Source organism: Arthrobacter sp. 10N43, assembly GCF_056394525.1.
On record NZ_JBFTIA010000002.1, the window covers coordinates 341986 to 356880 of the forward strand.

The 14895-nt window shown below is 66.5% G+C and carries 13 protein-coding genes and 1 pseudogene; 11 read left to right on the plus strand and 3 right to left on the minus strand.

The features are described 5' to 3' along the window. The first annotated feature begins 55 nt into the window (after positions 1-55). From AC1DDO_RS04170 to AC1DDO_RS04200, 7 genes are all read left to right on the plus strand, one after another. Positions 56-313 (plus strand): mycoredoxin, encoded by a 258-nt coding sequence (locus AC1DDO_RS04170; RefSeq protein ID WP_011692168.1) that lies wholly within the window; start codon positions 56-58, stop codon positions 311-313. Positions 314-433: 120 nt separating this feature from the next. Next, positions 434-1519, plus strand: coding sequence for an S-(hydroxymethyl)mycothiol dehydrogenase (locus AC1DDO_RS04175; RefSeq protein ID WP_476971474.1), 1086 nt, complete (start codon positions 434-436; stop codon positions 1517-1519). Further along, positions 1516-2175, plus strand: a complete 660-nt coding sequence (locus AC1DDO_RS04180) for an MBL fold metallo-hydrolase (RefSeq protein WP_476971475.1) — start codon at positions 1516-1518, stop codon at positions 2173-2175. The genes AC1DDO_RS04175 and AC1DDO_RS04180 overlap by 4 nt, the downstream gene beginning before the upstream one ends. A gap of 100 nt (positions 2176-2275) precedes the next feature. Beyond that, positions 2276-2776, plus strand: a complete 501-nt coding sequence (locus AC1DDO_RS04185) for a DinB family protein (protein ID WP_476971476.1) — start codon at positions 2276-2278, stop codon at positions 2774-2776. Positions 2777-3382: 606 nt separating this feature from the next. After that, positions 3383-3748, plus strand: a complete 366-nt coding sequence (locus AC1DDO_RS04190; RefSeq protein ID WP_476971477.1) for a hypothetical protein — start codon at positions 3383-3385, stop codon at positions 3746-3748. 459 nt (positions 3749-4207) lie between these two features. Beyond that, a complete protein-coding gene (locus AC1DDO_RS04195) occupies positions 4208-4966 on the plus strand; it encodes a VOC family protein (protein ID WP_476971478.1) in 759 nt (252 codons plus the stop codon). A 59-nt stretch (positions 4967-5025) separates the two neighbouring features. Further along, positions 5026-6468, plus strand: a complete 1443-nt coding sequence (locus AC1DDO_RS04200; protein ID WP_476971479.1) for an AAA family ATPase — start codon at positions 5026-5028, stop codon at positions 6466-6468. Between the two features lie 61 nt (positions 6469-6529). Here AC1DDO_RS04200 and AC1DDO_RS04205 read toward each other — a convergent pair whose 3' ends face one another. Together AC1DDO_RS04205 and AC1DDO_RS04210 are read right to left on the minus strand one after the other, a co-directional pair. After that, positions 6530-7318: a GNAT family N-acetyltransferase gene (locus AC1DDO_RS04205; protein ID WP_476869537.1), complete on the minus strand. Its 789-nt coding sequence runs from the start codon at positions 7316-7318 to the stop codon at positions 6530-6532. An 87-nt stretch (positions 7319-7405) separates the two neighbouring features. After that, positions 7406-7894: a hypothetical protein gene (locus AC1DDO_RS04210; protein WP_476971480.1), complete on the minus strand. Its 489-nt coding sequence runs from the start codon at positions 7892-7894 to the stop codon at positions 7406-7408. 432 nt (positions 7895-8326) lie between these two features. Between AC1DDO_RS04210 and AC1DDO_RS04215 the strand changes: the two are divergent. After that, positions 8327-8653: pseudogene (locus AC1DDO_RS04215) on the plus strand (alpha/beta hydrolase-fold protein); the annotation flags it as partial. Here the strand turns inward: AC1DDO_RS04215 and AC1DDO_RS04220 are convergent. Next, positions 8537-11440, minus strand: a complete 2904-nt coding sequence (locus AC1DDO_RS04220; protein ID WP_476971481.1) for an AMP-binding protein — start codon at positions 11438-11440, stop codon at positions 8537-8539. The pseudogene AC1DDO_RS04215 and the gene AC1DDO_RS04220 overlap by 117 nt on opposite strands. Before the next feature lie 180 nt (positions 11441-11620). Between AC1DDO_RS04220 and efeO the strand changes: the two genes are divergently transcribed. Genes efeO through AC1DDO_RS04235 form a run of 3 tightly spaced genes read left to right on the plus strand, consistent with a single transcriptional unit; the run spans position 11621 to position 14879 of the window. Beyond that, the gene (efeO, locus tag AC1DDO_RS04225) at positions 11621-12841 is read left to right on the plus strand and encodes an iron uptake system protein EfeO (protein ID WP_476971482.1); all 1221 of its coding nucleotides are present in this window, start codon (positions 11621-11623) and stop codon (positions 12839-12841) included. Next, on the plus strand, positions 12838-14211 hold the full coding sequence (gene efeB, locus AC1DDO_RS04230) for an iron uptake transporter deferrochelatase/peroxidase subunit (protein ID WP_476971483.1): 1374 nt from the start codon (positions 12838-12840) through the stop codon (positions 14209-14211). The genes efeO and efeB overlap by 4 nt, the downstream gene beginning before the upstream one ends. Further along, complete coding sequence (locus AC1DDO_RS04235) at positions 14208-14879, plus strand: hypothetical protein (protein WP_476971484.1); 672 nt, start codon at positions 14208-14210, stop codon at positions 14877-14879. Before efeB ends, AC1DDO_RS04235 begins: the two co-directional genes overlap by 4 nt. Positions 14880-14895: the final 16 nt, after the last annotated feature.

The window sequence follows — 14895 nt, forward strand, 5'->3', positions numbered from 1 at the left end:
CTTCAGTGGGGCCGGCCTACACGCCGGCCCTACCCATATGTTTGAGGAGAACTTCGTGGACTTCACCCCCGAATCCGGCACCATCACCATGTTTTCGACCACGTGGTGCGGCTACTGCAACCGGTTGAAGAAGCAGCTGGACGCGCAGGGCATCGGGTACACCGAGATCAACATCGAGGAAGTCGAAGGCACCGCCGATCTCGTCGAGCAGCTCAACGGCGGCAACCGCACCGTCCCCACGGTGCTGTTCCCGGACGGCACCGCCGCCACCAACCCCTCTGCAGCAGAGGTCAAGAGCCGGCTCGCGGCCTAGTCCCTGCCTGTAACCAAGACACCAAACCACGACGGCGCGGCCTCCCAAGGGCCGCGCCGCCGCCCGTTGTGCCAGTAAGTTGTGCGAGAAATCCGCGTCCAGAGCAGAGGAGCTTGTTTCATGGTCCATAAAGTCAAAGCAGCAGTAGTCCGTTCCAAGAATGCCGACGTCACCCTGGAGACGATCCTGGTGCCGGACCCGGGCCCCGGCGAGGCACTCGTTGACATCCTGACCTGCGGCGTCTGCCACACAGATCTGCACTACAAGCAGGGCGCCATCAACGACGACTTCCCGTTCCTGCTCGGCCACGAAGCCACCGGCGTTGTCAGTGCGGTGGGGCCGGACGTCACGGACGTCGCCCCCGGCGACCGCGTGGTGCTGAACTGGCGTGCCGTCTGCGGCGAGTGCCGGGCCTGCCGCCGCGGTGAGCCTCAGTACTGCTTCAACACCCACAACGCAACCCAGAAGATGACGCTGGAGGACGGCACGGAGCTGGCCCCCGCACTTGGCATCGGCGCCTTCGCCGAAAAGACCCTCGTTGCCGCAGGCCAGTGCACCAAGGTGGACCCCGCCGCCGACCCCGCCGCCGTCGGACTGCTCGGCTGCGGCGTCATGGCAGGCATCGGCGCGGCAATCAACACCGGCAACGTCCAGCGCGGCGATTCGGTTGCCGTGATCGGCTGCGGCGGAGTGGGCGTGGCGGCCGTCGCCGGCGCAGCGCTTGCCGGCGCCACCACGGTGATCGCCGTCGACATCGATGCCAAGAAGCTCCAGCGCGCCAAGGACCTCGGCGCCACCCACACGGTGGACTCCTCGGCCGTCGACCCCGTCGAGGCGATCCGCAAGCTGACCGGCGGCTTCGGCGCCGATGTGGTGATCGACGCCGTCGGCCGCCCGGAAACGTACAAGCAGGCCTTCTACGCCCGTGACCTCGCCGGCACCGTGGTCCTGGTGGGCGTCCCGAGCCCCGAAATGACGCTGGAGTTGCCCTTGCTGGACGTGTTCGGCCGCGGCGGCTCGCTGAAGTCCTCCTGGTACGGCGACTGCCTGCCCTCGCGGGACTTCCCCATGCTCATCAGCCTCTACCGGCAGGGCAAGCTGGACCTGGACGCCTTCGTGACCGAGCGGATCACGATCGAGCAGATCGAGGAAGCGTTCGGCAAGATGCATGCCGGCTCGGTGCTGCGCTCGGTGGTGGAACTGTGAGCCTCCGGATCGACCGGCTGGTCACCTCCGGAACGTTTTCGCTCGACGGCGGGACCTGGGACGTGGACAACAACGTCTGGATCATCGGCGACGACACCGAATGCGTCATCATCGACCCCGCCCACGATCCCGTTGCGGTGGCCGCCGCCGTCGCGGGCAGGACGGTCAAGGCGATCCTGCTAACGCACGGCCATGATGACCACATCCGCGCCGTGGGCGAGGTCCGGACGCTCGTGGACGCGCCCGTTTACCTGCACCGGGCGGACTGGATGCTCTGGGAGCAGGTGTTCCCCGGCACCGCGCCGGACCACGCCATTGCCGACGGCGACACGTTCGACGTCGCCGGTGCCGGGCTGGTGGCACTCCACACCCCCGGTCATTCCCCCGGCTCCGTGTGCTTCCTGACCGGGTTCGAGGGCTCCGGGAACGAGGGCACCGGGTTGGAAAACACCGTGTTCAGCGGCGACACGCTGTTCAAGGGCGGTCCGGGAGCGACCGGACGTTCCTTCAGCGACTTTCCCACCATTATCGAATCCATCCGGAACCGGCTCCTGCCGTTGCCCGCGGACACGGTGGTCCGCACCGGCCACGGTGATCCGACGACGATCGGTGAAGAGGCCGGCCACCTCGAGGACTGGATCGCGCGGGGACACTGACGGCTCCTCATTCCGCCGGACCGGATTCGTGGGGACCTGGACCGCACTGGCGTGTCCGGGTCCCCCGATACCCGGCCGCCGGGTACTAGGCTGTGGGGCCATGAGACCAAACCCCAGCATGGAACCCGCAACCTTCACCGCAGACATGCGGACCCAGTTCGACGCGTTCCTCGATGAGCACCGTGCAGATCTGCTCGCCTGCCTCGACGGACTGACCGAACAGGAGGCCCGGGCGTCCCTGGTGCCGTCAAGAACCACCCTCCTGGGACTTCTCAAGCACGCCACCGTCGTGGAAAAGGTCTGGTTTGACGAGGCCATCACGTGCAGGACGCGGCAGGAAATCGGTATCCCGGCCACTCCGGATGAATCGTTCATCCTCGAAGAGGGCGACACCATCGCCGGTCTACAGGCCACCTACGTCCAGGCCTGCGAGGATTCACGCCGTCAGGCTGCTTCCCTCGACCTGGACGACCTGGTCAGGGGCAACAGGCGCGGTCCGCTGCCCCTGCGCTGGGTCTACCTGCACATGCTCCGGGAACTCGCCCAGCACTGCGGCCACGCGGACATCCTGCGCGAGCAGATCCTCGCCGCGCGCTCCTGACGGTGCCAAATCGCGGTTCCCGGAATGTCCCTACACGTTTGCCCGGCGGGTGCAGGTTTAGCGCGGATGCGGCCCACCCCCGATGCGTTTTCACAGGGTCGCATCCGCGCTGGTCTATGGGAGCCCCGGATCGGGGCTGTTGCCCTGCCTGCCTGGGCGGCAGCGTCCGCGCAAGGAACCGGGCAGGCCGGCCGCAGTGGGGGTGCTGGAGCCTGGGACTGGGCCTGGGACTGGGAGCAGGGCGACGGCACTGCGGGCGGCCAGTCGGACGGCAGCAACCGCCAGCAAGCCGGCGCCGGGGCTGACTGTGACATCGGTTCTGGTGGGCATGGGGCTGGGACTCCCGCAACGAAAAGGGCGGCCGCTTCCTGACCAAATTCAGGGTATCAATCGCGTTTGCCGCATGAAAGGAAAAGAGAGTAACAATTCATATGCAACTATTCCGTCGACACTTACCTGAGTTCCCGCAATCCGTTCCAGTGTGAGTGGACCAAACCCTGCGTGTGGATTACCAGCCGTTTGAGACTGCGCCGTGTAGGCTCCGGACTCAGAAACTTTAATGGCCGAAGTGACCCTGGACCACTACCCGTTGCGAGCGTGATTTCGGTGAGGAACGACATACATCCGGTGCTCTCCATCGGGATGATCGTGGGTGGCCAGACGCCAGAAAGTAAAATCTGGACAGAGACGATCCAACGCCTCAGCATTGCCGTGCGGGAGATCAGGGGTGAAATTGACTCCAGCCTTCGGATCAACATTGAGTTCCATATCCCGGGACCCATTCTCACTCCAGAATTTGAGGGCGTTCGAACCGGATACTTCAGCAGGAAAGCCGGGGTTCTCAAGGTCCAAGTTGCGGTGCCGGCAGTCCCTCCTTCAGATCCCTACGCGCACGCCGTCAAGTCAATGCGGGACGCTGTCCGCAAGAGGTCCTCGGCACGCTATTTCGTGCCTGGAGAATACTCCGGGTAGTATCGCCGGATTTCTTGAACGGTCCTGCCGGCCTCAATCATTTGCTCAACGGAGATCATGCTCCGGACTTCCTCGTCGGAGGACTTGGTGCTGTTCCAAGGACCCATTGTCCGGTAGCAGAAGTCGTTCGGATCGCTCAGCCTCGCCTCGTTGTAGCACTCGGGATGCTCAAGTCCGCCAGAGGCAGTGTCAACAGGACTGGAAGTTGAAGAACCGAAGACAGAAGACAACCCCAGCGCGAGCAGTGGTGTGAGCGAAACAGCTCCAATTCCAATTTTTATTCGCTTATTCATGGTCCCCCCAATTGGCCATATTGTTTTGCGAGCCTACCGTACTGGTCCATGAGCTCTCCACGAGCGGAGAAACCCATGGGACTTGCCCCGGTTCGGTCTTGCCTCAATGCGCCGGCCTGGGAAACAATGTTTCCGCCTAGTCCGGCCCGCCGAAAGGGTTTGATCAATGACAGTGCGAGATATCTCTTCAATCGGCGCGCCTTGCTGGGTCGACGCCTGGCAGCCCGATCCCCGGGCGGCCAAAGAATTCTATGGTTCGCTCTTCGGCTGGAGTTTTGACGAGCCGACGCCGATGCCGGCCGGTCTCGACGGCGACTATTACGCCGCGCGCTTGCGCGGGAAGCTGGTGGCGGGCATCGGGCAGGCGCCGCCGCAGTCGCCGGCGGGGTGGATCACCCACGTGCGGGTCGACGACGTCGGGGAAACCCTGACTCGTGCCGAACGGGCTGGAGGCAAGCGCCTGGAGCCGTTTGATGCCGGCCCGGGCGACCAAATTGCTGTGCTCACCGATGCCACCGGCGTCCCGTTCTGCCTGCGGCAGGCGGGCGGGAACGACGGCGCCGAGCTGGCCAATGAGCCGAACTGCTGGGCCATGAGCTCCCTTCACACCACAGATCCCGAGCGTGCCCAGGCATTCTATGGCGCACTGTTCGGCTGGGAAGTCGATTCGGGGACCGACGCGCCTTTCTCGCGGTGGCTCCGCAAGGGCCGGGTCGTGGCCGTTGTGGCGGCCACAGACGGCCTCGCGGTTCCGCCGCATTGGAGCGTCAATTTCGCCGTCCACGACGCGGACGCCATCGCCCGGCACGCCGTCGCTCTCGGTGGCGGCATCTTGATGGCGCCCACGGACACACCGGGATTTCGCAGCGCCGTGATCAGTGACCCGCAAGGCGGCGTCATCGCGGTCAGCGCCACCACCGGCTGACTCTGGTCTTGCCGTTCATAGGCGTCAGCACCCCAAGACGGTACTGGTAGGGTCAGCCCATGGATGAAATTTTGGGGAAGTTCATCGACAATTTCGCGCGTCTGGTGGAGCTCGCACAGTCCGGGCAGCATCGGGTGCAGCCGGGAACCCAGCTGCTGACCACGCTCACCGACCATTTGGGGGTCCAGGCAGAATCAGTGGCTGTGGTGGTGGAGGAAATTCCGCCGCATCGGTTCGTGGACTCGGACATCCTTATGGAAGAGCTCGCCGCAGAGGACCCCGAGTTCCGGCTCGTGGGCATCGGCGGAGGAGACCAACGGCACCATCATTCGCTGAGCGACATGCTGCAGCAGTCCCAGCTATATCCTCAATACCCGCTGTCCCAGCCGGACTACACCAACCTCGCTGTCGGCCCGGACCAGCAGCGGCAGGCCGTGGCACTGGGACTATGGCTATTCAGCCACGAAGGCAGTCCACTCGCGGTGCTGCAGCGGGACGCCAACCCACGGTATGGCCGACAGTCAGCGTCCCTCGAGGTCTTGGCCGGCGCCACCGATCAGGCCGCACGCTTCCTCTCGGAGTTCCGCCGTCGTATGCAGCACCGCAGCGTACTTAAGGGGCAGGTCATTTCGTTGGTGATGGGCGAGTATGGTCCTAGCGCGGCCGGGGTGACCTTTCACCCCCGGCCGGCCCTTGCCGCGTCCGATGTCATCCTGCCCGATGGGCTGCTGGGGAAAGTGTCGGACCACGCCCTAGGTATCGCCGAGCACCGGGACTCGCTGGACAAGTACGGCCAGCACCTCAAACGCGGGATCCTGCTCTACGGCAGGCCGGGGACCGGAAAGACCCACACGGTGCGGTATTTGTTGAGTCGAAGCGAAGATGTCACCGCAATCCTCCTTTCGGGGGGATCGCTCGCCAGGATCTCAGAAGCCGCCACCATGGCCCGGGCCCTGCAGCCGTCCATCGTCGTTCTGGAGGACTGTGATCTCATCGCCGAGGACCGCAGCTTCGGGCACGGACCCCAGCCGCTGCTGTTCGAGGTGCTGGACGCCATGGACGGTTTGGCCAGCGACGCCGACGTGGCGTTCGTCCTCACCACCAACCGCGTGGACATGCTCGAACGTGCCCTCGCACAGCGTCCCGGACGTGTGGACCTGGCCGTGGAAATCCCCCTGCCGGCCCAGGCGGAGCGGGTCTCGCTGATCAAACTGTATGCCCGCGGTATTCCCTTCACCCCGGACGCAATTGACGATGCCGCGGCCCGCACCGACGGCACCACTGCCTCGTTCGCGCGCGAACTCGTCCGCCGGGCGGTGGTTGCCGGCGCGTTGGAAGGCGCGCCCGTGGCGGACCCTCATCTGGTGAAGGCTGTGGATGACCTGATGGCCGACAGCGCCGCCCTCACCCGAAGCCTCCTCGGCAGCGGCAGCGGGGGCGACCCTGGGGGCAATGGAGGACCATTTCCCGGGCCGCCGGCACCTTTTTATCCCGGGGGCTAGTTCAATTCCCCTCCGGCAGTCATGCCGGGTGACGGCAATGCCGGCGGACGTGCGTGGGCCGTCAACGCCGCCAGCGGTAGGGAGTGGTTGTTGACACCCGGTGCAAGCCGGAGCGTTCCAGGATTGGCCGCGAATAGTCTGTCGAGTCGCTGTGGATGAGTGTCTTGCCCAGCGCCAGCGCTGCTCGGGCCCGGGCCGCGGTGAGAGCCCGATAAATACCCTGGCCGCGCCATTGTGCACGTGTTGCCCCGCCCCAGATGCCCGCGAAGTCCGTGTTCGGTACTGGCTCGAGGCGGCCCGCGCTCACAATCGCCCCATCATGCTCGGCCACCCACAGTTCCATACCGTCGTCCAGGGCCACGCGATGCAGGATTGCATCAGCATTGCCGTCAGAAACGGAATCACCGAAAACCTCATCCTGCATCGCGCTCATGGCGCGGATATCCCGTTCTTCGGTGAACCGCCGCAGGCTGATGCCGGGCGGGAGCGGCACCTCCGCATTCAGCGCGCTGGCAGGACCGATCATGATCGATTCGGTCTCATCGGGCTCAAATCCGTTTGCGAGCAGCGCATCGTGGAGTCCAGGCGCGTGATCGTGGCCACGGGTTTTCCATTCGATCCGCACGATTTTGGGATCGTTGCGGTAGAACGCGAGCGCCTCGGCCACCCAATGCGCGATTGTCTGGGCGCTGGCCCCCTCGAGGTCCTGATAGGTCACGAAGCCCCTGCCGCCGGGAAAGGTCACCAGGCGCAGCGGGCCGAGCCGTTCACCGGCGACGGCGCTTGGAGTCTCGGCATCTGTGCGGAGCTGCTGGTCGTAGGCAATGAGAAGTTCTTCAGAAAGAGTCATCGGGACCCACGGTACAGGGTCCGGACTCGGACTCGGACTCGGACTCGGAGATCATTCCGGGGCCAGGGCGTGAGCCGGAAGCGTCCCTTAGTGGGTGATTGTCAGGGGTTTCACCGGCATTGCACACGAGACGCGCACGGCCTGGGCGTCCCCTGCTCCCGCCACGCGGTTGTTCCGGCCCGTGTCATCGCACCAGTCAATGTTGTAGGGCATTGCGGTTACGGCGGCAGCCCCCACGGCCGTCCGGGCGGGTAGGACGAATGTGTACGTGAACCCACCGGCGTCGTTCATGGCGGAGGTGGTGTTGACCACCTCCGCACCTGCGGCGTCGGTGACGCTCACTTGGATTCGTGCGTTCTGGCCGTAGCGTGGATTGCAGGCAGCGTCCGGCGCTGACACCGTGACGCTTTGCCCCGGTTTGGCTTCCGTCGGGCTCAGCGAATAGGCGGGCGGGAAACAAGGCGGTTCCTGGCCAGCGGTGGACGAACACCCCGAAACCGAGGCAACCAGCACCAGCGCGCCAACCGTGGCGCCTATCGCGGCGCGCCGGTCACGGTCCTTCAGGTCTAAAGCCATACCGAGAGTGTCGCCGATCCAGGAAGCTATGCCTACTAATGCCCCGAATTCGTACCCGAACTGTTGCCTGGTGCGCCAGAGGCCAAAATTGGGGCTCAGATTGGGGCCCAGCCCGCACAGCTACGACTCCCGCACGCACGTCGGGCCTATGATCGGGCCATGGGATCACCCGGAATTACCCGACGGGCCCTTCTGGGGCTCGGGGTCGGCACCGTGGCGGCGGCGTCGGTCGCGGGGTGCGCCGGCCCTGGCACGTCGAGCCAGGCACCACCAACGCAACCCATCGCCATGCGCTCCGGCAGCTTTACCTCGCGGTTCCGGCCGCAGGAACCCACGGGCTGGTCGCTGGCCGTGCCGGAATCCCCCGGCGACACCCCTGCCGTTCCCTTGCCCGTTGCCCTGTTCCTGCATGGCACGGGCGCGGACCACCGCATGGTCTTCGACGAACTGGATGCAGGTGGAGTCCTGGCTCGCCATGTGGCCCGCGGAGGGACGCCGTTCGCGATCGCTGCCATTGACGGAGGCGAAACGTGGTGGCATCGCCGGGACTCCGGAACCGACACGCAGTCCATGCTGGTCGAGGACTTCCTCCCCCTCCTGGCCAGCCAGGGAGTCGACACCGGCAGGCTCGCCGTGTTCGGCCTATCGATGGGCGGCTTCGGCGCCCTGCTCCTGGCCTCCCAGCACCGGGTCCCCGGCCTCCGCGCCGTCGCCGCGATGAGCCCGGCAGTCTGGAGCCTTTACGACGCCGGCCGGTCCGACAACTTCGACAGCGCCGCGGACTTTGCCGCCAACGACATCTTCGCGCTGCGGCCGGAGCTGGAGCCGCTGCCGAAGAGAATCGACTGCGGCACGGCGGACAACCTGCTGTTCAGCGTGAAGGACTATGTGAAGGACCTGCCAGGGGCACACGAGGGAGCCTTCCAAGAGGGCGGCCACGACAGCGGCTACTGGCGTTCCATCCTCCCGGAGGTCATTTCCTTCCTGGGCAGGAACCTCACGTGAAGCCGGCCGCGACCCTGTGGCGCCGGCGGCACTGGAGCGTGCCCGCCGCCGGCTGAGTGTTCCCGCCACACGCATGCAGAGCACCCAGTAGGCTACCCCGACGGCGAGTGAGACAACGACGGCGAGCGCGGGACTTATCTCCGCCAGCGGCGGGTAGACCAGCCAGTGCACCAGGTATGCGTAGAGGGAGGCGCTGGCCAGCATCACCGTGAGCCGGCGCAAGCCCATCGGCACCGGGATGCTGGGCAGCCAGATAAGCAGCAGGATTCCGGCCAGGAGCGTCCACTCCCGGCCCGGGTTCTCAAAGAATCCCGGAACGGTCAGAGCAGCAATGGCCGAGACCAGGCAACGCTGGGCAATGGTCCGGGACCGGGCGATAGCCCACCCCAGTGCGAAGAGCCAGAGGGCGGGCGCCGTGTGCGGCACCCCGGGGTTGACCAGTTCATAGCGGGTCAGGAGACCCAGGCCGGTCAGCGCCAGCGGAAAGAGCAGGGGGAAGCGCCGCTCGGCTCGGTCAGCCCACGGAATGGCCAGCAGCGCCGTCGCCGCCACCAGCAGGTAGACAAGGACTTCGATGAACCAGAAATGCCATTGGGTGGTCACCGCCTCCGGTCCGAGGATGGCGTTAAGCAGCAGGATGTTGACCGGTGTGTAGTTGTCGGTGACCAGGTAGGCCAGCGCGATGAACGCCATGCTCGGCACCACGATCCTTGCCCCGCTGGCCAACTGCCGCCGCAGCCGCGGGATACGCTTCCCGGAGAGCTGGAAGCGCGCGAAGTTGTACCCGGCCACGGCCATGAGCACGTGGGCCGCACCCTGCCAGCTGAACAGGCCGACGTGTGTGCTGACGATCAGGACGATCCCCACCGCCCGCAGCACGATGCTCGTTTCAAGTGGTGCAAAGAGCCGCCGCCGCTTCCGGACCGGGGCAGCCTGGGGCCGAGGTTCCAGGTCCCGGACCGGAGTGACATGCCAATCCGGCGGGAGGTGACCCAAGGCTTGTTCGAGCCGGACCGATGCAGCCACGTAGGACAGCGAGTCCCCACCCAGCGAGACAAAGGTGTCCTCGTCCCCAATGCCGGCGCACTCCAGGGCGTCCTCGAAGATCTTCCGGACGCTGTCCGGCGCACCGCTTCCCGTCGTCGGCTCAGGTGCCGGCCCGGGTTTCGGCCCAGACAGGGCCAGGACAGCCCGGTAGTCCAGTTTGCCCGTGGGCAAACGCGGGAGATGCTCGACGGCGTGCACCTCAAGGGCCGCTCGCGGCAAGCCCACGCCCTGGGCGAGCACCTTGGCCAGCAGCTGAGTGTCGTGGTCGCCTTCAACGGCGACAACGACGCCGTCGTCCGTCCCTGCGCTGGCGGCCCGCACCCCGAGGTCCGCCAGGAGCCGCTCCACCTGTCCAAGGTCAACGCGAAGCCCGACGATCTTGACGAACCGGCTGCGCCGGCCCACCACTTCGTAGACACCTGCCGGGTGTTTCCGGGCGAGGTCGCCGGTGCGGAGTTCGGTGATGGTCCGCCCAGCGGCGAGGTCCGACGGGCTCTCGGCGTAGCCCAGCATGACGTTGGGGCCGGTGTAGACGAGTTCGCCGTGCTCCAGCCCCGGCACCGGGTCGATGCGGAACGATCCGCCGGGCACCGGGATGCCGACAGCGCCCGGGACTTCGGCCGCCAGTTCCGGAGGGAGGTACGCCATGCGGGCTGTCGCCTCGGTCTGGCCGTACATCACGAAGAATTCCCAACCGTGGCGGCGGCCCAGTTCGGCGTATTTCCTCACCGATTCCGGCGCCAGCCTCCCCCCGGCCTGCGTGATGTAGCGCAGGCTGGGCAGGTCCATGTCCGCGAACCCGACCCGTTCCAGCAGTTCAAAGGTGTAGGGAACGGCCGCCAGGGACGTGGCCCCCTGGCGCCGGAAGAGCTCCCAAAAGCATGGATCAACCACGGAAAGGTCGGTGAGCACCAGTCCGGCTCCACGGAGCAGGTAGCTGTTGATTACGGACAGTCCGTAGCAGTAGGACATGGGCAGCGTCGTCGCCGCGCGGTCATCCGGGCCGATGTTCAGGTACTCCGAGATCGACTCGGCGTTGGATTGCAGGTTGGCGTGCGAGAGGCGAACGAGTTTCGGCGAGCCCGTGGATCCGGACGTGCTCAGCAGGAGCGCCAGGTCCGGATGCAGCTCGTGGCGGGTGCCGGGCCGGCGCTCTTCAAGTACCGTCCGCCCGTTCCCGGGCCGCATGACGACGTCAGGGTCGTAAGCGGCCACCATGGATTCCAAGGCCGCAGGCTTGTCCTCGGGCAGGAGGATCAGGGGGTGGCCAGCCGTCAGCGCGGCCAGGTAGGCCACGATCGAATCGAGGTCGTTGCTCGCGGCCAGCGCGACGAGGCGCCGTTCCGGGCCGAGCCGCAACGCCAATTCATCGACGCGCCCCGCCAGCTCCCGGTAGGTCAGTGCGTAGTGGTCCGTGAGGATGGCGGGCTCGTCCCCGTAGCTCGCAAGATCGGCGGCAAAGGGCACCCGCTTGAAATCAAGCTGCGTGGTCACCAAACCATGCTATTAGATTAGGCTTACCTAATCAAAATTAGGGTATGAAATGTTTGCGTAATCGCCCGGAATGAGTATCCTCCTTATTTAGGTGCCCCTAACTAAGGGTTTCCTCAACGGCGTCGTTGGGGAAGTCCACCGCGCCACGGCACCGCCCCCACCGACACGAAGGACTCCCCCATGCCCAGTATCACCCTGCCTAAAAACGCTCTACCCAAAAACACCCCGCCCAAAAACACTCTGCGGTTCCGGAAGATGCTTGCCTTGGTTGCTGCGGCAACCGCGGCTCCGCTGGCCCTGACCGGCTGCATGGACAACGCAAAAACTGCGGCCGCAGCGGACGGAACGATCCAGGTCACCAGCACCCAGACAGAATGCAAGGTCTCCACCGGTCAGGTCCCCAGCGGCAACCTGACCTTCGCTGTCAAGAACGACGGATCACAGGCCACAGACTTCTACCTCCTGGCCGAAGACGGGCTGCGGGTCATCGGCGAAGTCGAGAACATCGGTCCCGGCCTGAGCCGCAACCTGGTGGTCACGGCGGCTGCCGGCAAGTACACCACGGCCTGCAAGCCCGGAACGCAGGGCGACGGAATCCGCGCAGGCTTTAGCGTCACGGACTCCGGGACGAATGCCGCCGTCGACGCCGGCCTGCAGGAGCTCGCGGACACCGGCACGCGGCAATACACCGCGTACGTGAAGGACCAGACCAATCAGCTGGTGGACGGAACGAAGGCGTTCGCGGAGGCCTACGCTGCAGGAGACCTGGAGAAGGCCCGCGGACTCTACGCCGCAACCCGCATGCACTGGGAACGCATTGAGCCGGTAGCCGAGTCCTTCGGGGACCTCGACCCCAAGCTCGATGCCCGCGAAGCCGACCTGGAACCGGGCCAGGCCTGGACGGGCTGGCACCGGGCCGAAAAGGACCTGTTCCCGCCCGCCGGCTACACTCCCCTGACTGTCGCGGAACGCGCCGGCCTGGCCAAACAGCTCGTTGCAGACACCGAAGACCTGGCCCAGCGGACGCGCACGGTGGAACTCACCGCAGACAAGATCGGCAACGGCGCCAAGGAACTCCTGGACGAAGTGGCCACCGGCAAAGTCACCGGTGAGGAAGAAATCTGGTCCCACACGGATCTCTGGGACTTCCAGGCCAACGTTGACGGAGCCCGGATCGCCTTCGAGAGCCTGAAGCCCGTGCTGCAGCGCAAGGACCCGGCCCTCGCCGACACCCTGGAGGCAAAGTTCGCGGCCTTGCAGACCGGGCTCAAGCAGCACTCCGCCGGCGACGGCTTCGCCTACTACAACGAGCTCAGCCAGGCCCAGGTCCAGCAGCTCGCTGCCCTGGTGGATGCCCTGGGCGAGCCGCTCGCCAAGCTCACGTCCGCGGTAGTCCTGTGAGCGGCTGCCCCTTCAGCGGCAGCCCCGGGCACACTCCCGACGACGGCGCGCCGGAGTCCGAAGCTGCCGCAGGACCGCCGGCCGCCGGCGGCTCGGCCAACCGTGGGCTGTCCCGCCGCTGGCTCCTGTCCCTCGCCGGCGCCGGCGGCGCGGGCGCCGTCGCCGGCCTGGCGGCCGGCTTCCTCGGCCACGACGCCGTAGCGGCAGCAGCACCTCCGCCGGCAGCGGAGGACATCATCGCCTTCCACGGCGACCGCCAGGCAGGCATCGTCACGCCGGCCCAGGACCGCCTTCACATTGCGGCCTTCGACGTCGTCACGGAGGACCGCGCGGAGCTCATCCGGCTGCTGAAGGACTGGACCGCGGCCGCCGCGGCGATGACCGCGGGGCGCGGCACGGGCAGCAGCGGCGCCGTCGACGGCCCCTACGATGCGCCGCCGGAGGACACGGGCGAAACGCTGGACCTTGGGGCCGGAAAGCTCACCCTCACCTTTGGGTTTGGCCCGGGCCTGTTCGAGAAGGACGGCAAGGCCCGCTTCGGCCTGGATGGCCGGCGCCCGGACGCCCTGATCGACCTGCCGCACTTCCCCGGCGATGATCTCCAACCGGGGCGCACCGGCGGCGACATAGTGGTCCAGGCCTGCGCCGACGACCCGCAGGTGGCTGTCCATGCGATCCGGAACCTGGCGCGGATCGGGTTCGGGCAGACACGCGTCCGCTGGTCGCAGCTGGGATTCGGCCGGACCTCCTCCACGTCCAGGGCCCAGACCACGCCGCGGAACCTCTTCGGCTTCAAGGACGGCATCAGCAACCTCAAAGCCGAGGACACCGCACTGCTGGACGAGCACGTCTGGGCCGGCCCGGGAACCCGCCCGGGAGAAGCCTGGATGGCCGGCGGCACCTACCTCGTGGCGCGCCGGATCCGGATGCACATCGAAATCTGGGACCGGACCTCACTGCGCGAACAGGAAGGCCTGATCGGCCGGACCAAGGGCTCGGGCGCACCGCTCTCCGGCGGCGAGGAATTCACCACCCCAAACTTCGACATCACCGGCAGCGGCGGCGAACCGCTGATCCCGCTGGACGCCCACGTCCGCCTCGCGCACTCGAGCCGGAACGACGGCGTCAAGATGCTCCGGCGCGGGTACAACTACACTGACGGATCGGACGGCCTGGGACACCTCGACGCCGGCCTGTTCTTCATCGCTTTCGTGACTGACCCCCGGACCCACTACGTACCCATGCAGCTGGCCATGGCGAAGGAAGACACCCTGGCTCTGGAATACCTCAAGCACACCGGTTCGGGCCTGTTCGCGGTTCCCCCGGGAACCGCGACGGGAGGCTTCATCGGCGAGGGGCTCTTCACGTGACGGCGGCCCTCACCGACGCCGGGCGGCCGCCGGGCGCTGACGGAACAGGTGTACCTCACAGCACGGAACCCAACGGCACGGAACTGCCGGGACCCGGCATCGTCAAGCCCGCCAGCCCGAGCGGAAAACCCGCCCTGAAACTCGTGCTGCTGGGCGTGGGGTGTTCGGCGGCGTGGCTGGCATCGGTGCTGGTTGGCGGGTTCCTGGACCCCGGGGTGGTGGTCCACCGGGTTGCCCTCGCCGCCCACATCCTGGCCCTCGTGCTGTCCTTCGGGGCCATCCTGGTGCTTGACTGGGTCGGCCTGCTGTGGCTGCTGGGCCGCCGCGACGTCCACGACACCCGGCGGCTCGATTCCGCCGCGCAGCCGCTGATCTGGGGCGGGCTGGCGATCCTGCTCATCTCCGGGGCGCTGCTGCACCCGGACCTGTCCAGCCCTCCGACCCAAATCAAACTTGTGAGCATCTTGGTGCTCATTCTCAACGGACTGGTCCTGACCCGGACCATGAAGCAACTGCACCTGCTGCCGCCGGCAACGCTGTTCACCGCAATGGCGGCCGGGCTGCGGGCACGCTTGCTCGCCGCCCTATGTGTCTCGCAAGCCTGCTGGTGGACCAGTGTGCTGGTGGGACTGCTCAACAGCACGCTGCGGCGCTGGACGGGCGGATGAGGCGCGTGAGTCCCTT